The 19,225-nt window shown below is 62.4% G+C and carries 14 protein-coding genes and 1 tRNA gene; 14 read left to right on the top strand and 1 reads right to left on the bottom strand.

What is annotated here, in order from left to right:
- Window positions 1–162: 162 nt before the first annotated feature.
- The 9 genes from PHS32_RS02145 to PHS32_RS02105 all read left to right on the top strand — a co-directional run bounded on the left by PHS32_RS02145 (window position 163) and on the right by PHS32_RS02105 (window position 6,894).
- Window positions 163–948 (top strand): glycosyltransferase family 2 protein, encoded by a 786-nt coding sequence (locus PHS32_RS02145; protein WP_301077117.1) that lies wholly within the window; start codon window positions 163–165, stop codon window positions 946–948.
- Window positions 917–2,212, top strand: coding sequence for a Tol-Pal system beta propeller repeat protein TolB (gene tolB / locus PHS32_RS02140; RefSeq protein ID WP_301077116.1), 1,296 nt, complete (start codon window positions 917–919; stop codon window positions 2,210–2,212). Before PHS32_RS02145 ends, tolB begins: the two co-directional genes overlap by 32 nt.
- A gap of 21 nt (window positions 2,213–2,233) precedes the next feature.
- On the top strand, window positions 2,234–2,767 hold the full coding sequence (pal, locus tag PHS32_RS02135; RefSeq protein ID WP_301077115.1) for a peptidoglycan-associated lipoprotein Pal: 534 nt from the start codon (window positions 2,234–2,236) through the stop codon (window positions 2,765–2,767).
- A 26-nt stretch (window positions 2,768–2,793) separates the two neighbouring features.
- Window positions 2,794–3,552 (top strand): tol-pal system protein YbgF, encoded by a 759-nt coding sequence (ybgF, locus tag PHS32_RS02130; protein ID WP_301077114.1) that lies wholly within the window; start codon window positions 2,794–2,796, stop codon window positions 3,550–3,552.
- A gap of 20 nt (window positions 3,553–3,572) precedes the next feature.
- A complete protein-coding gene (locus PHS32_RS02125; RefSeq protein WP_301077113.1) occupies window positions 3,573–4,310 on the top strand; it encodes a tRNA threonylcarbamoyladenosine dehydratase in 738 nt (245 codons plus the stop codon).
- A gap of 75 nt (window positions 4,311–4,385) precedes the next feature.
- Window positions 4,386–4,461, top strand: a tRNA-Lys gene (locus PHS32_RS02120).
- 188 nt (window positions 4,462–4,649) lie between these two features.
- A complete protein-coding gene (locus PHS32_RS02115; protein WP_301077112.1) occupies window positions 4,650–4,994 on the top strand; it encodes a hypothetical protein in 345 nt (114 codons plus the stop codon).
- 53 nt (window positions 4,995–5,047) lie between these two features.
- Window positions 5,048–6,085: a methionine synthase gene (locus tag PHS32_RS02110; RefSeq protein ID WP_301077111.1), complete on the top strand. Its 1,038-nt coding sequence runs from the start codon at window positions 5,048–5,050 to the stop codon at window positions 6,083–6,085.
- The gene (locus PHS32_RS02105; protein WP_301077110.1) at window positions 6,082–6,894 is read left to right on the top strand and encodes an HpcH/HpaI aldolase/citrate lyase family protein; all 813 of its coding nucleotides are present in this window, start codon (window positions 6,082–6,084) and stop codon (window positions 6,892–6,894) included. Before PHS32_RS02110 ends, PHS32_RS02105 begins: the two co-directional genes overlap by 4 nt.
- 1 nt (window position 6,895) lies before the next feature.
- Here the strand turns inward: PHS32_RS02105 and PHS32_RS02100 are convergent, their stop codons facing one another.
- Complete coding sequence (locus tag PHS32_RS02100; RefSeq protein WP_301077109.1) at window positions 6,896–8,167, bottom strand: patatin-like phospholipase family protein; 1,272 nt, start codon at window positions 8,165–8,167, stop codon at window positions 6,896–6,898.
- A 76-nt stretch (window positions 8,168–8,243) separates the two neighbouring features.
- Here PHS32_RS02100 and apbC point away from each other — a divergent pair, with 76 nt between their 5' ends.
- The 5 genes from apbC to PHS32_RS02075 all read left to right on the top strand — a co-directional run bounded on the left by apbC (window position 8,244) and on the right by PHS32_RS02075 (window position 19,150).
- Entirely contained in the window at window positions 8,244–9,335 is a 1,092-nt protein-coding gene (apbC, locus tag PHS32_RS02095) for an iron-sulfur cluster carrier protein ApbC (protein WP_301077251.1), read from the top strand.
- Window positions 9,336–9,504: 169 nt separating this feature from the next.
- Window positions 9,505–11,772, top strand: coding sequence for a DUF6600 domain-containing protein (locus tag PHS32_RS02090; RefSeq protein ID WP_301077108.1), 2,268 nt, complete (start codon window positions 9,505–9,507; stop codon window positions 11,770–11,772).
- A 104-nt stretch (window positions 11,773–11,876) separates the two neighbouring features.
- Complete coding sequence (locus tag PHS32_RS02085; protein ID WP_301077107.1) at window positions 11,877–13,625, top strand: NADH-ubiquinone oxidoreductase-F iron-sulfur binding region domain-containing protein; 1,749 nt, start codon at window positions 11,877–11,879, stop codon at window positions 13,623–13,625.
- 1 nt (window position 13,626) lies between these two features.
- A complete protein-coding gene (fdhF, locus tag PHS32_RS02080; protein WP_301077106.1) occupies window positions 13,627–16,470 on the top strand; it encodes a formate dehydrogenase subunit alpha in 2,844 nt (947 codons plus the stop codon).
- A 511-nt stretch (window positions 16,471–16,981) separates the two neighbouring features.
- A complete protein-coding gene (locus PHS32_RS02075) occupies window positions 16,982–19,150 on the top strand; it encodes a PAS domain S-box protein (RefSeq protein WP_301077105.1) in 2,169 nt (722 codons plus the stop codon).
- Window positions 19,151–19,225 lie beyond the last annotated feature (75 nt).

The following is a 19,225-nucleotide window of genomic DNA, read 5'->3' as shown; positions in this document are numbered from 1 at the left end:
GCGAAACAGACGATCGAAAAGCGAACATTGGGAAACGACCGAAGCATCGAGATTGGGGGTTTTGTAGTCTTGCTGAAAGGCAAGTTCTTATTATCAACGCTGCTCATGCACGCGAGTCGGATATGCTCTGCGCCTGTCGTGAAACTTTGAAAATGTAGTAACTTGCCGCAACTCAGCGTCATCATCATTACCTTCAACGAGGCTGCCAATATCGAGGCCTGCCTGCAATCGGTGTCTTTTGCCGACGAGGTTCTGGTGCTGGATTCCGGCAGTACCGATCGAACCGTGGAACTGGCGCGCGGGCTGGGCGCCGTGGTGCATGTCAGCACCGACTGGCCCGGCTTTGGGCCGCAAAAAAATCGGGCCCTTGAATTGGCGCGTTACCCTTGGGTCTTGTCGCTGGACGCCGATGAACGGGTGCCGCCCGCTCTGGGCCAGCAGATTCGGGCAGTGCTGCTGGCGGACCAGGGCGCCAATGCCGCTTACGAGATCGCCCGCTTGACGCAATTTTGCGGTCGCTGGATTCGCCATTGCGGCTGGACGCCGGACTATGTGTTGCGCTTGTTCAGGAGGGATGCGGCCCGCTTCAGCGACGATCTGGTGCATGAACGGGTGCTGCTCAAGCAAGGTGTTCCGGGTCGCTTGACAGCACCACTGCTGCACTACAGTTACCCGACGCCGGCCCACTATTGGCGCAAACTGGAGCAGTACAGTCAGGCCTGGGCCCAGCAGCGTTTTGCTTTGGGCCAGAATACCTCGATGGCGCGGGCTGGCTTGGCCGGGGTGGTAGCATTCCTGCGCAGCTATTTTTTTCGTCTTGGTTTTCTCGATGGTGCAATGGGTTTCGCCGTGTGTGCCATGCAGGCCCAGGCGGCGTTTGGAAAGTATTTCGCTTTGTATTGCTTGAATCATAAAAATGACATTTCACCTATTCCACCGTCTGTCTGACGCGCTTCGTGTTGGCTGGGTCGGTCTGTTGCTGTTGACCGGCGTCGCGGCGCAAGCCCAATTCCGGGTTGATGTTTCGGGGATCGGCTTGAACCAGCTGCCGATTGCCGTTGCCGCTTTTCGCGGCGAGGACCGCGCGCCGCAAAAAATCGCTTCCATCGTGCAGGCCGACCTGGAACGCAGCGGGCAGTTTCGCGCCGTCGATGCGGCCGCCGCGGCGCTTGACGAACTGGCCCGGCCGGATGTCCAGGCCTGGCGGCAAAAAGGCGCCGACTCGCTGGTGTCGGGCAGCGTCACGCGGCTGGTGGATGGTCGTTATGACGTCCGATTCAGGTTGTGGGATGTGGTGCGGGGGCAGGACCTGGGGGGCCAGAGTTATGCCGTGACGCAAGCCGATCTGCGGCTGGCGGCTCATCGTATTGCCGATTTCATTTACGAGAAACTGACCGGCGAAAAAGGCGCTTTTTCGACCCGCATTGCCTATGTCACCAAGGCCACCCAGCGCTACCAGTTGTGGGTGGCGGATGCCGACGGCGAAAATGCCCAGTCGGCGCTGGCCAGCCCGGAACCGATTATTTCGCCCGCCTGGTCGCCCAATGGCAGTCAACTCGCCTACGTCTCGTTTGAGTCGCGCAAGCCGGTGGTGTACACCCATGACGTCGTCACTGGCAAACGCCGCCTGATTGCCAATTTCAGAGGCTCCAACAGTGCGCCGGCCTGGTCCCCCGACGGGCGCACGCTGGCGGTCACGCTGAGCCGGGACGGCGGCTCGCAGCTTTATGCCATTGATGCCGGCGGCGGCGAGCCGCGGCGGCTGGCGCAGTCCGGCAGCATCGATACCGAACCGGTTTACAGCCCGGATGGCAAATATATTTATTTCGTCAGCGACCGGGGTGGCGCACCTCAAATCTACAAAATGCCGGCACTCGGCGGAGCCGCCGAGCGCGTGACCTTTACCGGCAGTTACAACATTTCTCCGGCCATCAGCCCGGACGGTCGCTGGCTCGCCTATATTTCCCGGGTGAGTGGTGTTTTCAAGCTGCATCTGATGGAGCTTGCGAGTGGCGCGGTGAACGCAATCACGGATACTGCGGCGGATGAGAGTCCCAGTTTTGCCCCCAACAGCCGCTTGCTCGTTTACGCCACCCAGCAGCAGGGCCGGGAGGTTCTCATGACGACCACATTGGATGGCAAAATCAAAGCGCGCTTGACCGGTCAAGGCGGCATTATTCGGGAGCCGGACTGGGGTCCGTTTCAGAAGTAATTAATTTAAAAAGGTGATTTCATGAAGCATGCGGTGTTGGTTTTTTGCGTTGTTGCCATGCTGGCAGCTTGTGCCTCGTCGGTGAAACTTGACGAGGTGCCGGTCGAGGACAAGTCCGGGACGCCGGTGTCGCCGGCGGCGGCCGAAGGTAGCGGCAGTGCCGTTGGCAACAGTGGCGTTACGCCGGTGGACATCGGCAAATCAGGTCAAAAAGCGGTTGCTCCGGCAGGGCCGCAAATTGTTTATTTCGATCTCGACAGTTTTGTCATCAAACCCGAGTTTCAGTCCGTCATCGAGGCGCACGCCCGCTTTATCAAGGCCGACAAGAGCCGCAAGGTGGTGCTTGAGGGCCACACCGACGAGCGCGGTGGCCGTGAATACAACCTGGCCCTGGGCCAGAAGCGAGCCGAGGCGGTGCGCAGTGCACTGGGTCTGCTCGGTGTGGCGGACGGCCAGTTGGAGGCAGTCAGCTTTGGCAAGGAAAAACCGGCGGTGCTGGGGAACGACGAAGCGGCCATGGCCAAGAACCGTCGGACCGAGATCAGTTACCGCTAAGCCAGCCGAAAATTGGTGCACTGAATATGTTTCGCTGGACTGCTGTTTTCATACTCCTTTGCCTGGGAACTGTGTCGGCCAGTGCCGGCCTGTTCGACGATGAGGAAGCGCGCAAGGCGATACTCGACTTGCGCCAGCGCGTCGATGCCGTTCGCCTGCAATCGGAGCAGAGCGCCGGCCGCGCCAGTGACGAGAATGCTGCCTTGCGCCGGAGCCTGCTTGAGCTGCAAAACCAGATTGAAACCCTGCGCTCGGAGATGGCCAAGCTCAGAGGCCAGAACGAACAGTTGGCGCGCGACGTTTCCGACATGCAGCGCCGGCAGAAAGACATTGCCCAAGGCGTGGACGAGCGGCTGCGCCAGTTTGAACCGGCGAAGGTTACGCTGGATGGCCGCGAATTTCTGGCCGAACCGGCCGAAAAACGCGAGTTCGAAGCCGCTTTTGCGATTTTTAAAAAAGGCGATTTCGCTGCCGCGCAGTCCTCCTTCCTGGATTTTCTGAAACGCTACGGCCAGAGCGGCTATGCACCGTCGGCGCTGTTCTGGCTTGGCAATGCGCAATACGCCACGCGCGACTACAAAGAGGCCATGATCAACTTTCGGTCCCTGATCGCGCGCGAACCGGACCATATGCGGGCGCCCGAGGCGGTGTTGTCGATCGCCAACTGCCAGATCGAACTCAAGGACACCAAGGGTGCCCGCAAGACACTCGATGATCTGATCCGTGCCTATCCGCAATCAGAGGCAGCAGGGGCCGCCAAAGAGCGACTGCCGCGCCTCAAATAACGTCCGACCCAGGGCCAAGAATGGAGCGACGATTTGCCGGCGTGGCGCGCCTGTACGGCGTCCCGGGGGCGCAGCGCATCGCGGCGGCCCATGTGGCGGTGGTCGGTATTGGCGGCGTCGGTTCCTGGGCGGTGGAGGCGCTGGCCCGCAGCGGTGTGGCCCGCCTGACGCTGATCGATCTGGACCACGTGGCGGAATCGAACATCAACCGCCAAATTCACGCCCTTGAGGCAACCCTGGGGCAGGCCAAGGTACTGGCGATGCGGGACCGCGTTCTTTCATTCAGCCCGGCCTGCGACGTCACCTGCATTGAGGAATTTGTCGAGCCGGCCAACTGGCCCGGCTTGTTGCCGGCCGGGGTGACCGCCGTCATCGACGCTTGCGATCAGGTCCGCGCCAAGACCGCCATGGCGGCCTGGGCACTGGAAAGCAAGACCCTCTTCATTGCCGTCGGTGCCGCCGGTGGCAAGCGCCAGGCGCAGCGGGTCGATATTGATGACCTTGCCAATGCAACGCACGATCCCTTGTTGGCGCAACTGCGTTATCGCTTGCGCAAGGAACATGGCGCAGCGCGTGCCGGCGGAAAGATCGGAGTCGCTTGTGTTTTCAGCCGGGAAGCGGTGAAGGCGCCCGACCCGTCGTGCGCCGTGGCGGGCGATGGCACGCTCAATTGCCATGGTTACGGTTCGGTGGTCAGCGTGACCGCCACCTTCGGTCAATGCGCGGCCGGCTGGGTTCTTGACCGGATTGCCGCCTGAACCCAAGAAAGTCAAAAATAACGCTACAATCTAAGGCTTTACTGAGTAATGAAAATTACCAAGTGAAGACCCGATGGGATGTTAGCTCAGCTGGTAGAGCAGCGGACTTTTAATCCGTTGGTCGGGAGTTCGAATCTCCCACATCCTACCAAATCTGCCTCATGGGCATTGAAAAGCCTGCTACTTAATTGCTAGCAGGCTTTTTTTTTGCCCAAGGCTACCGGTGGCCGACTTTACGGGCCTGACGCGGGTCAGGGACCTGGCCCCGTCGGACGCCTTTGCCGGCGCCGGCGAGCAACGCAGTCATGCCACAATGCAGGAACCATTGAGTACCGTCAAATGTCCATCCGCATCGGTTTTTTTGTCATTGCCAGCTGGCTGGTTGCGGCCCACTTTTTTCGCTCCGGCAGTTATCTGCTGGTCGCCCTGTGTCTGGCGGCGCCGCTGCTGTTTTTCTACAAAAAACGCTGGAGCCTTGTCCTGCTGCAGCTCGCTGCCTATTGGGCCAGCGCGATCTGGCTGAGTGCGCTGCTTGAGTTGGTACAGTTTCGCCAGCAAAGCGGTCGGCCGTGGACCGCGGCCGCCGTCATTCTGGGTAGCGTCGCTCTGCTGACGCTGCTGGCCGGACTGCTGCTGAATTCCCGTTGCCTGCGTGAGCGCTACCCGTTTCGATCTTCTCGCTGATTGGACGACCCTCCAGGCAGCACCCGACTAATTCAAACACTATGGAGTTCAACGTGTTTCAAACATCCATCGCGGGCAGTTTGCCCAAACCGGCCTGGCTTTCCGAGACGCAAAAACTGTGGCCGCAATGGAAGGCGCAAGGCGCCGAGTTGCAGCAGGCGAAGGCCGATGCCACGCTGTTGTGGATCAAGGCGCAGGAAGACGCCGGCCTGGACATCGTCGGCGACGGCGAGCAGTCGCGCCAGCATTTCGTCCATGGTTTTCTGGAGCAGGTCGAGGGCATTGATTTCGAGCACAAGGTCACCATGGGCATTCGCAATGGCCGCTACGATGCCCAGGTGCCGCAGGTCATTGCCCCGCTGAAACTGAAAGGGCGGGTGCATGCTTTTGAGGCGCAACTGGCGCGCGCGCACACCAAAAAGAAGCTCAAGTTCACCTTGCCCGGTCCGCTCACCATTGTCGACACGGTGGCCGATCGCTTCTATGGCGACAAGGTCAAAATGGCGTTTGCTTTTGCCGAACTGCTCAATCAGGAGGCACTGGCTTTGCAGGCCGACGGCGTCGACATCATCCAGTTCGATGAGCCGGCATTCAACGTCTACATGCAGGATGCCGCGGATTGGGGTGTCGCCGCGCTGGAGCGCGCCGCCCGGGGCTTGACCTGCACCACCGCCGTGCATATCTGCTACGGCTACGGCATCAAGGCCAACGTCGACTGGAAGGAATCGCTGGGCCAGGAATGGCGGCAGTACGAGGCCATCTTTCCGGCCCTTGCCAAGAGCAGCATTCAGCAGATCAGCCTGGAGTGCTATCACTCGCATGTGCCGCCGGATCTGATGGCGCTGCTGGCTGGCAAGGACGTGATGGTGGGGGTGATCGATGTCGCCAGTGACGAGGTTGAAACGCCGGAACAGGTGGCCGATACGATCGGCAAGGCGCTGCAGTTTGTGCCGAAGAATCGTTTGTTCCCCTGTACCAACTGCGGTCTGGCGCCCATGAGCCGGGCCGTCGCGGTGAAAAAACTGGAAGCCTTGGCAGCCGGCGCGGCGTTGGCCCGGCAACGCTACGCCGCAACGGGAGAATTGGCATGATGCTTCCCGTCAACCCCTTCAAGCAGGCGTTGCTTCAAAAGCAACTGCAAATCGGCCTGTGGCTGGGACTGGCCAACCCCTACACGACCGAGATTTGCGCTGGCGCCGGTTTCGACTGGCTGCTGATTGATGGCGAGCATGCGCCCAACGACTTGAACTCGATTCTGGCGCAACTCCAGGTCATCGCCGGCTACCCGGCCACGCACGCGATTGCCCGGGTGCCGGTGGGGCACGGTGACGTCGGTACGGCGCTGATCAAGCAATACCTTGATTTGGGTGTGCAAACCATTCTGGTGCCCATGGTGGACACGGCCGAGCAGGCACGCGCCGTCGTGCAAGCCACGCGCTACCCGCCGCAGGGCATTCGCGGGATGGGTGGCGCCAGAGCCTCACGCTGGGGCCGTATTGCGCGCTATGGCCTGGAAGCCAACGATCAGATCTGTGTTCTGGTGCAGGCCGAAACCCAGACGGCACTGGACAACCTGGATGCCATTGCCGGGGTCGACGGCGTCGACGGTGTCTTTATCGGTCCGGCCGATTTGTCGGCCTCGCTCGGTCACGTCGGCGAACAGGACCACCCACAGGTACGCGCCGCCATCGAAGACGCCTTTGGGCGCATTGCGTGTGCCGGCAAGGCGCCCGGCATTCTGATGGCCGATGAAACGCTGGCGCGCCGTTATATTGACCTCGGTGGCGTGTTCGTCGCGGTGGGCCTGGACAACCAGTTGTTGGCCCGTCACAGCGCTGCCTTGGCGGCCCGTTTCAAGCCGCCGCTCGCCGGCGCGGGACTATCGACGCCCGGCTCTTGAGTCAGCGCGGGCGCAGTGGATCGAGCCTGCGCTCGGCCGTCGCCGCGCTAACGCTGCCGGCGCTGGGCGTGGCCTCTGTCCAGTCGAAGAACTTGCAGATCTCGTCGCGCTGGCGCTGCGCGTCGGCATAGCCCAGTGCCATCAGTTCACGGGTGTAGCTGGATTCGAACAACAGATAACTGGCCAGTGCGGCGCCCTTGATGTCGGAGGCTTTGACGGAGACGCCGACGCCGCCCAGCATGGTGCGCACCGCCGGTGGCAAATCGCCGACATGGCGTGCGGCAATGGTGTCGAGACGTTGCGAGGGTGAAATCAGCAACAGGTCGACCTGGCGCAGCGCGCTGGCGCCGCGTGCCTCGGGCGGCACCAGGGACATCGTCAGGTTGATGCGGCGCACCCGCTCTACATCCACCGCCAGTGCGTCCAGAAAAATGCTCGACAACGCGTGTCCGGCAATCTGCGCCAGTGACGGGTAGCTGGCGGTGTGCCGTGCCAGTTCGTCGCGCGGTTCGGTCATGCGCCCGGCGCCCACCACCAGGATCCGGCTGGCGCCCAAATGGATGGGCGGCGCCACCGGAGCCGATTGACGCATCGAGCCATCGCCAAAATACTCGGTTTGTCCGTCGAGTTGCAGCGGCATGGCCGGAAAGACAAAAGGAATCGCGGCCGAGGCCAGCAGGTGCGCGTAACTGATGTGATCCCGCACCGAACGGCGGCGCGAGCGGACCCAGGGCAGCAGGCGCTTGTCGCCCTCGAAAAAAGTGATGTGCTCGCCCGAGCTGTAGCTTGACGCCGTGACCGCCAAGGCCTGGAGATGGCCCTGGCGGATCAGGTCCGGCAGGCGTTCCAGTGGCGCTATGTGCTTGAGCAAGTCCATGGCCGGGGCGTTGTTGAGCAGGGAGCGGGGCTTGAGGTGGCGCCACTTGGCAATCAGCCAGCCCAGCGACAGCAAGGTCATCAAGGTGGCGCCGGAGCGCAGCATGCTCAAGGAGTCGGCCCGGTAGACCTGCTCGGCACGGATGTCTTTCCAGACCTCGACGATGCGTCGGACCGCGCCATCAAAATCGTCGGCGCCACAGGCCAGGGCCGCGGCATTGATGGCGCCGGCCGAGGTGCCGGCGATGATCGGGAACGGGTTGGGCTGATCCACTGCGCCGGACGCTTTTCGGATATCGGCGATTGCCTCCAGCACCCCGACCTGGTACGCGGCGCGGGCCCCGCCGCCGCTGAGCAGCAGTCCGGTGGCGCTGGTTGTGGCGGAGTAATTCGGCATTAAATCATTATCCCCCGCGATTCAGGGGCAAGCGATTCTTCGCTAGACTACAAGCCTTCAGGAGTAAGCCATGACAGTGACCGTGACAGAACAGAACTTGATGGACGCGCTGGCGTCTGTCATCGATCCCAATACCGGACGCGACTTCGTGTCCTCCAAAGCCATCCGGAATTTGACGCTTCACCAGGGCGACGTGGCCTTCGACGTCGAGCTGGGCTATCCGGCCAAAAGCCAGATACCGGGGTTTCGAGCGGCGCTGATAGCGGCCGCCAAGGGCGTGGCCGGTGTCGCCAACGTGTCGGTCAACGTCAGCACGAAGATCACCGCGCATGCCGTGCAGCGCGGTGTGCAACTGCTGCCCAAGGTGAAGAACATCGTGGCGGTGGCTTCCGGCAAGGGCGGCGTCGGCAAGAGCACCACCGCCGTCAATCTGGCGCTGGCGCTGGCGGCCGAGGGGGCCAGCGTCGGCTTGCTGGACGCCGATATTTATGGCCCCAGCGTGCCCACCATGATGGGTATCAGCGGACGCCCCGAGAGCATTGACGGGCAGACCATGGAGCCGCTGGAAAATTACGGCGTGCAGGTGATGTCGATCGGCTTTCTGGTGGCGCAGGACGAGGCCATGATCTGGCGCGGTCCGATGGCCACGCAGGCGCTGGAGCAGTTGCTGCGCCAAACCAACTGGCGCGATCTGGATTATCTGGTTGTGGACATGCCGCCGGGTACCGGGGATATCCAGTTGACGCTGTCGCAGCGGGTCCCCATGACCGGTGCCGTGGTGGTGACGACACCGCAGGACATCGCGCTGCTGGATGCCAAGAAAGGCATCAAGATGTTCGAGAAAGTCGGCGTGCCGATTCTGGGGATCGTGGAAAACATGGCGGTCCACGTGTGCAGCAAGTGCGGCCACGTGGAACATATTTTTGGTGCCGACGGCGGCAAGAAAATGGCCGCCGAATACGGCATGGATTACCTGGGTGCCTTGCCGCTGGACATGCAGATTCGCCTGCAGGCCGACAGTGGCAAGCCGACCGTGGTATCCGACCCGGACAGCGAGGTGGCCGGCATCTACAAGGCGGTGGCGCGCCAGGTGGCGGTGTCGATCGCTGCCAAGAACAAGGATTTTTCGGCCAAGTTTCCGTCCATCAAGATATCCAAAGGTACCTGAGGCCTCGCGCCGGGCTGTGCGCTGCCGAACATACGAGAGGCCCGATCCGAGGCATGCTGCTGGGCGTCATTGCAACAAAAAGTAATCGATGGTGTCGAAACGGGAGAGTGCTGCGTTATAGCTGCAAGGTCGCCGTTTCAGAGCGCGTACTCTTTCGTAAGGAATCGTCATGCAGAAGCAGTCTCTCGTGCCACGGGCTTTGGCCTTGGTCCTCGGTGTCGCAGTTTTTGCCTTCAGCGGTGCCGCCAGCGCCGACCCGCCGGCGCGCATCGCGCGCCTGGGCTACACCGCTGGCGCTGTCAGTTTTTCTCCCGCCGGCGAAAACGATTGGGTTCAGGCGGTGGTCAACCGGCCCCTGAGCAACGGCGACCGGCTCTGGGTGGACGCCGGCGCGCGGGCCGAAATTCAGGATGGCGGCAGCATGTTGCGCCTGAACGCCAACACCAGTGTCTCGGTTCTCAATCTGGACGACCGGATCACCCAATTGCAGTTGACGCAGGGCATTCTGAACATTCGGGTGCGGCGCCTGGCAGCCGGCCAGGTGCTTGAAGTCGACACGCCGAATCTGGCCTTCACGCTGCGCCAGAGCGGTGATTACCGCATCGCCGTCGATCCCGATGGCAATGCGACGGACGTCATCGTGCGCCAGGGCCAGGCCGAGGTGTCGGGTCAAGGTGCCGGCTACATCGTCGATGCGCAGCAGGGATATCGCTTCCGTGGCAGCGATTTGCGCGACAACGAGTTTTTCGCCGCGCCGCGACCGGATGAATTCGATCGCTGGGCCGGGGAGCGCGATCGTGTATTCGACAACTCGGTCTCGGCGCGCTATGTTTCGCGCGACGTGGTCGGTTACCAGGACCTCGACGCAAACGGCAGTTGGCGGGTCGATGCCAACTACGGCAACGTCTGGATTCCCAGCCGCGTGGCCGCCGACTGGGTGCCCTACCGCGATGGGCATTGGGCCTGGGTAGACCCCTGGGGCTGGACCTGGGTCGACAATGCGCCCTGGGGCTTCGCCGTTTCCCATTACGGCCGCTGGGCCAATCTGGGCAGTACCTGGTGTTGGGTGCCGGGGCCGGTGCGCAGTACTGCTTATTACGCCCCGGCGTTGGTGGTGTTTGTCGGTGGCGACAATTTCCGCTTGACACTCTCCAGCGGCAATGTCGGCGGCGTCGCCTGGTTTCCGTTGGCGCCGCGCGAGGTCTATCGACCGTCTTACCCGGCCAGTCGCACCTATTTCGAAAACGTCAACCGCAGCAACACGGTGATCAACAACACCGTCATCAACAACACCTATAACACCTACAACACGACCAATGTGACCAATGTGGTGTACGCCAACCGGCAAGTCCCCGGCGCCGTGATTGCCGTGCCGAGGAATACTTTTGTGCAATCACAGTCGGTGGCCGGTGCCAGGGTTCGGCTGTCCGGCACGCAACTCGCCGGCGCGCCGCTGGTGAGTGCGCCGCGTGTGATGCCAACCGAGCAAAGCGTGCATGGTGCCGGCGGCCCGCGGGAGCGGCCGCCGGGGCGTGTTTTTGAACGGCCGGTGGTGGCTGTTACGGCACCGCCTGCGCCCCATCCGGGGTTTGCGGCGCAACAGCAGCAACTGACTTTGAATCCCGGTAAACCGCTCGATGACGCCGCTCGCAAGGAACTCAAACCGGGAGCCGCCGCCGCGCTGGCACCGGTGATCAAAGTGCTTGCTCCGGCGCCAGCAGCGCCATCAGCCGCACCTCCTGCGGCGCCTGCGCTGCTGCCAGCCGCACGACCAGTGGCGCCTGTGCCCCAGATGGCTCCGCAGCCGGTCAAACCGGGTCTGCCGGTAACGCCGCCGCAGGAACGGCGTGGCAACGCGGATCAGCGTGCAGGCGGCCCACAGCGTGCGCAAGCTGTCGCGCCTTCGCCGGCGCAACGCGTGGTCGAGCCAAGGCCCATCGCGCCGCAAGTTGTTCCATCGGCTCCGGCGACGCCGGTCCCGCCACAACGGTTGACACCGCCCAAGCCAGCCTTGCCGTCACAAGTCGCTGTGCCCGCGGCGGCACCTGGCGCAACGCAACTGGCGCCGCGTCCACCCGTGGCGGCAAGCAAACCAGCGCCACCGCCAGCCCAAATTCCGGCGGAGCCGAAGGCCCAGCAGCATGGCCCGGGGCCAGCGCGTGGGAACGATCAACAGCGCGCACCACCGGTCCCGTCGCCAGTGCCGCACGTGCCCGAGCCAAGGCTCAATGCGCCGCAAGTCGCAGCGCCGGCAGCCGCCCCGGCTGCCAGGCCGGTCGAACCCCGACCCCCTGTTGCGGTGCACCGACCAGCGCCGGCGCCCGGGGCGGAGCCGCATGGCCCAGCTTCAAGGCCTGCCGTCAGCAGACCTAACGAGATGGAAAATGGTCGCGATGCTGTCAAACGTCAGGATGAAAACCGCGAGCCGAAAAGGTAGCACGGAGCTGATGGCAAAGGTTCACATGCAATTGCCAGCCCGACTGCGCCAACTGCTGCGATTTGGGCTTGCCATTTGGCGCCAACTCAGTTAGTTTGTCGGCCATGCCAGATGACACTTTGATCCCGCCCACACCCGATGTTCTCCCTGTTCCACGGACGCCCGACCCGTTGCGCCGGACGGCCCGGCTTAAAGGCCGCCAGGTCGACGCCGCGTCGTTGCAGGAGGTGCGTGCACTGATCGGGATGCCGCCACCGGGTGGACACCGTCGAGATCTGTTGCTCGAATACCTGCACCAGCTCAACGATCACTACCGAGGTCTGTTCGAACGCCATCTGGTGGCTTTGGCCAGCGACATGAAGTTGGCCGTGGTCGAGGTCTACGAGGTGGCCACTTTCTATCACCACTTCGACGTCCTGCGCGATGATCAGGTGCCGGCCGCCTTGTGTGTTCGGGTCTGTGACGGTCTGAGCTGCACGATGGCGGGGTCCGCCGATTTGCTGTCGCGCCTGCCCGCTCTGGCGGGCGCGTCGGTGCGTGTGGTCAGGGCCCCCTGTCTGGGTCGTTGCGAGCAGGCACCCGCTGCGCTGGTCGGGCAGAAGGCGCTGGCGCAGGCCGATGTCCCGTTGCTGCTGAAGGCGGTTCAGGCCGAGATCAAGGATGCCTCGGGGCCTGCCAAAACAGCGCCAATCGCCACTGACTTTGTGACGTTGCAGAATTACCGCCGGCGCGGCGGCTACGCCTTGGCGGCGGCCGTGGTGAATGGCGAGGAAGCAGCGGAAGACGTCCTGCGGGCGCTGGAAGACTCGGGCCTGCGCGGCTTGGGCGGCGCCGGTTTCCCGGCCGGACGCAAGTGGCGTATCGTGCGCGAGCAGAGTGCTCCGCGTCTCATGGCCATCAATATCGACGAAGGCGAGCCGGGCACTTTCAAGGACCGCAGTTACCTGGAGCGCGACCCGCATCGCTTTCTGGAAGGTATGCTGATCGCCGCCCAGATCGCCGGCACCGAGGCCTGCTACATCTATCTGCGCGACGAGTACCACGATGCACGCAAGATGCTGACGCGCGAAATCGAGGCCTTGCAGTCCGATCCGCCGTGTCCCTTGCCGCACATCGAACTGCGCCGCGGTGCCGGAGCCTACATCTGCGGCGAAGAGTCGGCCATGATCGAAAGCATCGAGGGCAAGCGCGGCGAGCCGCGCTTGCGCCCGCCCTACATCGCGCAACGGGGCCTGTTTGGCCGCCCCACGCTGGAACACAATTTCGAGACCCTGTACTGGGTGCGTGACATTGTGGAGAAGGGGGCGGACTGGTTCAGCGGCTTCGGCCGCCATGGTCGCAAGGGCTTGCGCAGTTTCAGCGTCAGTGGTCGGGTCCGGCTGCCAGGCGTCAAGCTGGCGCCGGCCGGTATCACGGTGCAGGAGTTGATTGACGAGTATTGCGGCGGCATGCCCGATGGGCACCGCTTGTACGCCTACCTGCCGGGGGGCGCTTCCGGGGGCATCTTGCCGGCCAGTCTGAATCAGCTTCCGCTGGACTTCGACACGCTGCAACCGTATGGCTGCTTCATTGGCTCAGCGGCCGTCGTGGTGCTGAGCCAGCAGGACCGGGCGCGTGACGCGGCACTGAGCGCCATGCGCTTCTTTGCCGCCGAGAGTTGCGGCCAGTGCACGCCTTGCCGGGTCGGCACCGCCAAGGCCGCCCGGCTGATGCAGGCGCCAGTGTGGGATCAGGCCACGCTGAGCGACTTGTGCGCGGTGATGGCGGATGCTTCGATCTGCGGTCTGGGCCAGGCCGCGCCCAATCCGGTGCGCTGCGTGCAGAAGTATTTTGCCCACGAGGTTGGCGCTTGACATGGGCACGATCAGCTTCAAGCTCAATGATGCGACGCTGCAAGCGCAGGACGGTGAGACCATCCTCCAGGCAGCGCAACGTCATGGGGTGGAACTGCCGCACCTTTGCTGCAAGGACGACTTGCGTGGCGCCGGCAACTGCCGCGCCTGCGTGGTGGAGATCAAGGGCGAACGCAGCCTGGCTCCCAGTTGCTGCCGCGGCGTCGCGGCCGGCATGGAAGTGCAGAGCGGCAGCGAACGTGCCCTCAAGGGGCAGCAAATGGTGCTTGAATTGTTGCTGTCGGACCTGCCGGATGAGGGCTACAAATGGAATGACGGAGGTCGCGGCATGGACTGCGGTCCAGCCGCGGCGGTCGGTCAATATGGCGAGTTGAGCCACTGGGCGGCGCGCTGGAACGTGACGCTGCGCCCCGAACTCAAGGCCTTGCGCCGGGAACAACCCCAGTCCGATCTCAGCCATCCTGCGATAGCGGTCAACCTCGACGCCTGCATTCAGTGCACGCGCTGCCTGCGCGCCTGCCGCGACGCGCAAGTCAACGATGTGATTGGCGTTGCCGGGCGCGGCGCGCACAGCAAAATTGTGTTCGATCTCGATGACGCCCTGGCCGATAGCACCTGCGTGGCCTGCGGCGAGTGCGTGCAAGCCTGCCCGACCGGCGCCCTGATGCCCAAGACCCAGATCGGTTCGCAGCGGGTGGACCGGGTGGTGGACTCGGTGTGTCCGTTCTGCGGTGTCGGCTGCCTGCTGAGCTACCAGGTCCGGGACAACAGAATCGTCAGTGTCGAAGGACGTGACGGCCCGGCCAACCACGGCCGCCTGTGCGTCAAGGGCCGCTTTGGTTTTGACTACGCGCACAGCCCGCAGCGCCTGAGCGTGCCCTTGATTCGCCGCCCCGGTGTGGCCAAGGATGCGGCCGCCTTGCAGCAACTCAACCGGGATACAGCAGCCTGGTCGGCGGTGTTCCGGGAAGCCACCTGGGACGAGGCGCTGGCTCTGGCGGCGGGCACATTCAAGAACCTGCGCGACACGCATGGACCCAAGTCGCTGGCCGGCTTCGGCTCGGCCAAGGGCAGCAATGAGGAAGCTTATCTGTTCCAGAAACTGGTGCGCATCGGTTTTGGCTCCAACAATGTGGATCATTGCACGCGGCTGTGCCATGCCTCCAGCGTGGCGGCGCTGCTCGAAGGCGTGGGTTCGGCGGCAGTGAGCAACCAGGTCAACGACGTGGCCCATTCGGGCTTGATTTTTGTGATCGGCTCCAACCCCGCGTCGAATCATCCGGTGGCGGCGACCTGGATCAAGAACGCAGCCGAAAAAGGCGCCAAGATCGTGCTCGCCGACCCCCGGCTGACCGACCTCGGCAGGCACGCCTGGCGCACGCTGCAATTCAACGCCGACACCGACGTGGCGATGCTCAATGCGCTGATTCATACCGTGATCGAAGAGGGCTTGGTCGACCAGGATTTCATCGATCGGCGAACCCGCAATTTCGAGGCCTTGCGCGATAACGTCAAGGGCTACAGCCCCGAGGTCATGGCACCGATCTGCGGCATTGCGGCAGACACGCTGCGCGAAGTGGCGCGGGCGTTTGCCAAAGCCAGCAGCGCCATGATTCTGTGGGGCATGGGTGTCAGCCAGCACGTGCACGGGACCGACAACGTCCGCTGCCTGATTGCGTTGGCCGCAGTGACGGGCCAGATTGGCAAACCCGGCTCGGGCCTGCACCCGCTGCGCGGCCAGAACAATGTGCAGGGCGCCAGCGACGCCGGGCTGATCCCCATGATGTTTCCCAACTACCAGCCTGTGAGCGACCCGGCGGCGCATGCCTGGTTCGAGAATTTCTGGGGTACCCCACTGGACCACCAAGCCGGCTATACGGTGGTCGAGATCATGCACCAGGCGCTGGCGGCCGAGGCTGATCCGCACAAGGTGCGAGGCCTCTACGTCATGGGCGAGAACCCGGCCATGAGCGACCCCGATCTGAACCAGGCGCGCCACGCCCTCGCCAGCTTGCAGTGCTTGGTGGTGCAGGACATCTTCATGACCGAAACCGCCTGGCTGGCCGACGTGGTGCTGCCGGCCAGCGCCTGGCCCGAAAAGACCGGCAGCGTCAGCAACACCGACCGCATGCTGCAACTGGGCCGGCAGGCGATCGACCCGCCGGGTCAGGCCAGGTCCGATTTGTGGATCATTCAGCAGATCGCACAGCGCATGGGCCTGGATTGGAGTTACGAAGGCGCGCACCATGGCGTTGCCGCCGTCTATGAAGAAATGCGCCAGGCCATGCACAGCGCCATTGGCGGCATCAGCTGGGAGCGGCTGCAACGTGAAGCGAGCGTGACCTATCCCTGCCTGAGCGCGGACGATCCCGGCCAGCCCACGGTATTCATCGACCGTTTCCCGACCGACGATGGCCGTCTGCATTTGGTGCCGGTCGACATCATTCCCGCCAGCGAGCGGCCCGATGCGCAGTACCCCTTCGTCCTCATCACCGGGCGGCAACTGGAACATTGGCATACCGGCAGCATGACGCGCCGCACCAAGGTGCTGGACGCCCTGGAGCCGATCGCCACCGCCTCATTGTGCGCTGATGATCTGCAATCCCTTGGGTTGCAAGCGGGTGCGCTGATCACGGTGCAATCGCGTCGCGGCCAACTGACTCTCCAGGCACGCCAGGACGACGGTACGCCGCGTGGCGCGGTGTTCATCCCGTTTGCCTACTGCGAGGCGGCTGCCAATTTGCTGACCAATGCAGCGCTCGATCCGTTCGGCAAAATTCCCGAGTTCAAGTACTGTGCCGTTGCCATACGCCCCGGCGCAGTCTCCGCCCCGACGGCTGGCTAGGCAAGCACGCAAGTCAGCTCAGGCGATTATGAATTTTCCCGAAATAATGACATGCCAAATCCGCTCTGCGTACCGGGTGGATCAGGCTGGTGGGGCACTCAGCTTCGCGGCTGTCCCCCGGCCTTCGGCCTCCGCCTTTATGCCGCTACGCTGAGCGCCCCACCAGCCTGATCTTTCAAGCGGGGTTGGTATGCGACCTGCGCAAACCACCCACTGCGGCACCCTCGGCCACCACAGACCTGGACCTCAGTTCTTGACTTGCGAAAGCAAGCTGCATCAGGCGGGCTTGGCTGGAACGGTGTCGTGAATTTCGGAACTCTCCTTGATCCAGTTATAAGCGGTCTGTCACAAGTAGCCCTCCAGAACGCAAGCTCCTGGCCTACATCGTCATCGATGCTTGACTTGAATCAGTGGCTGTCAATACAAATGCCGCCTTATCCGTTTCGCTTGCCGTCCGTTGGTTACATAATGTTATCGAGTGGACTGATCAAGAAACAGTTGAGAGCGGTACATGAGCGAACCAGACTTGCTGACGTACAGCCTTCTATTTCTTGTGCCATTGCTGCTTCTTGCCGGGTATTGCTTTCACCGCCGTCAAGTGGCGCGCAAGCAGGTGCAGACAGCCATCGCCGAATCGCGAAATTTGCTGCGGACCGTTATCGATAGCGCACCGACGCGGGTTTATTGGAAGGACAGAAACTCACGCTATCTTGGCTGCAATATGGGCTTCGTCAAGGATGCCGGAGTCGGGCATCCCAGGGAACTGGTTGGCAAGGACGACTTCCAGATGCCATGGGCGGCACAGGCCGAGTCTTTTCGTGCCGATGACCGGACTGTCATGACGGTAGGCCAGGCCAAACTTTCCTATGATGAACAGCAGATGACGCCGGATGGCCGGATGATTTGGTGCCGCAAGTCCAAGGTGCCGCTTCGGAACAAGGACAACGAAGTCATCGGATTGCTGGGAATCTACCAGGATATCACCGAGCACAAAGGAGCCGAGGAAGAACTGCGCAAGCTTTCCATCGCGGTCGAGCAAAGCCCGGCCTCCGTGGTAATCACCGATTTACAAGCCCGTATCCAGTACGTCAACCCCCGCTTCACGGAAGTCACCGGCTACAGCGCCGCCGAGGCCTTGGGACAGAACCCGCGCATTCTCCAATCAGGGCAAACGGCGAAAGAAATATACCGGGAACTGTGGGACAAACTCACCAGCGGTCAGGCCTGGAAGGGCGAGCTTGTCAACCAGCGCAAGAACCATGAGATCTACTGGGAAGACTCGCAGATCGCCCCGGTCAAGAACCAGGCGGGCACTGTGACGCACTATGTGGCGGTGAAAACCGATATCAGCGAACGCAAACGCCTGGAGAACAAGCTCAAAGAGGCACTCAGTCGTTTGCAGAAAATCGCCAGCCGATTGCCGGGAGTGGTTTATCAATTCCGTATGCGCCCCGATGGCAGTTCGTGCTTTCCCTATGCCAGTGAGGCCATGACTGAAAATTTCCGGGTCAACCCGGAGGAGGTTCGCGAGGATGCAAGCAAAGTATTCGCCACTTTCCACCCGGACGATCATGACAGTGTTGTTGCTTCCATCCAGTCGTCGGCGCGCGACCTGAGTCCCTGGCACCATGAATTCCGGGTCAAGTTTGCTGATGGTACGGTGCACTGGCTGCTTGGCAACGCGATACCGCAGAAGGAGGAGGACGGCAGTGTGTTGTGGCACGGCTTCGTCACTGACAGCACCGAGCACAAGCGGGCGGAAGCGGTATTCCATGGCCTTTTCGATCAATCAATTTTTTTGGCTGGCATTCTTGATCAACAGGGCCGGCTGATCAAGGTCAACAACACCGCCTTGCTTTTGACCGACAGCCCACGCGAGGAACTCATCGGCAAGTATTTCCCCGACACGCCGTGGTGGAGCAATGCGCCAGACCGCGGCAAGTTGATTGATGCCTTGAATCTGGTTTGTGCGGGCCGACCGACCAGTTTCGAGGCAACTCACAACACCCCCAATGGAGGGCAGATCAATGTGATGGTCAGCGTGATGCCGATTTCCCTGGAGGATGGCATCCAGATTGCGGTCGTTGGCGTGGACATTACGGCGCGTAAACAGCTGGAAGACCAGGTGCGTCAACTGGCGTTCCAGGACGCACTGACCAAGCTCCCCAACCGGCGCCTGCTGACCGATCGATTGAGTCAAACCATGGCTGCGGCCAAGCGCACCGGCCGTCACGCCGCCCTGATGTTTCTTGATCTGGACAATTTCAAGCCGCTCAACGATGCAATGGGGCATGACGTTGGCGATCTGCTGTTGATCGAAGTGGCGGCCCGGCTGAAAAATTGTGTGCGCGAAATTGACACCGTGGGCCGCCTGGGTGGCGATGAGTTTGTGGTGCTTTTGAGCGATTTGAAGGTAGACCGGATCGAGTCGACCTGGCAAGCGGAGATGGTGGCGGAAAAGATCCGTGTCGCTTTGGCCGAGCCCTACCTACTGCACACCCAGCAGGACGGGAGGGAAGGCCGCAGCGTTGAGCATCACTGCACGGCGAGTATCGGTGTGGTCGTTTTCATCGACCATGAAGCCAGCCAGCACGACATTCTCAAGTGGGCCGATGCGGCGATGTACCAAGCCAAGGAAGAGGGGCGCAATACGGTCCGGTTTCATGCGGTAGATAGATGAATTGAAATCCGGCGCATGGCCGTGAACGGAAATACCTGAACCCGGCGGCTTGGGCGACAGCGCGAGCCGGTCAGG

It is taken from the genome of Rhodoferax sp., from assembly GCF_028714215.1.
Classification (GTDB): Bacteria; Pseudomonadota; Gammaproteobacteria; order Burkholderiales; family Burkholderiaceae_C; genus Rhodoferax.
Note: the sequence above shows the minus strand (reverse complement) of the source record. Positions and strands in the feature narration are given on the sequence as shown.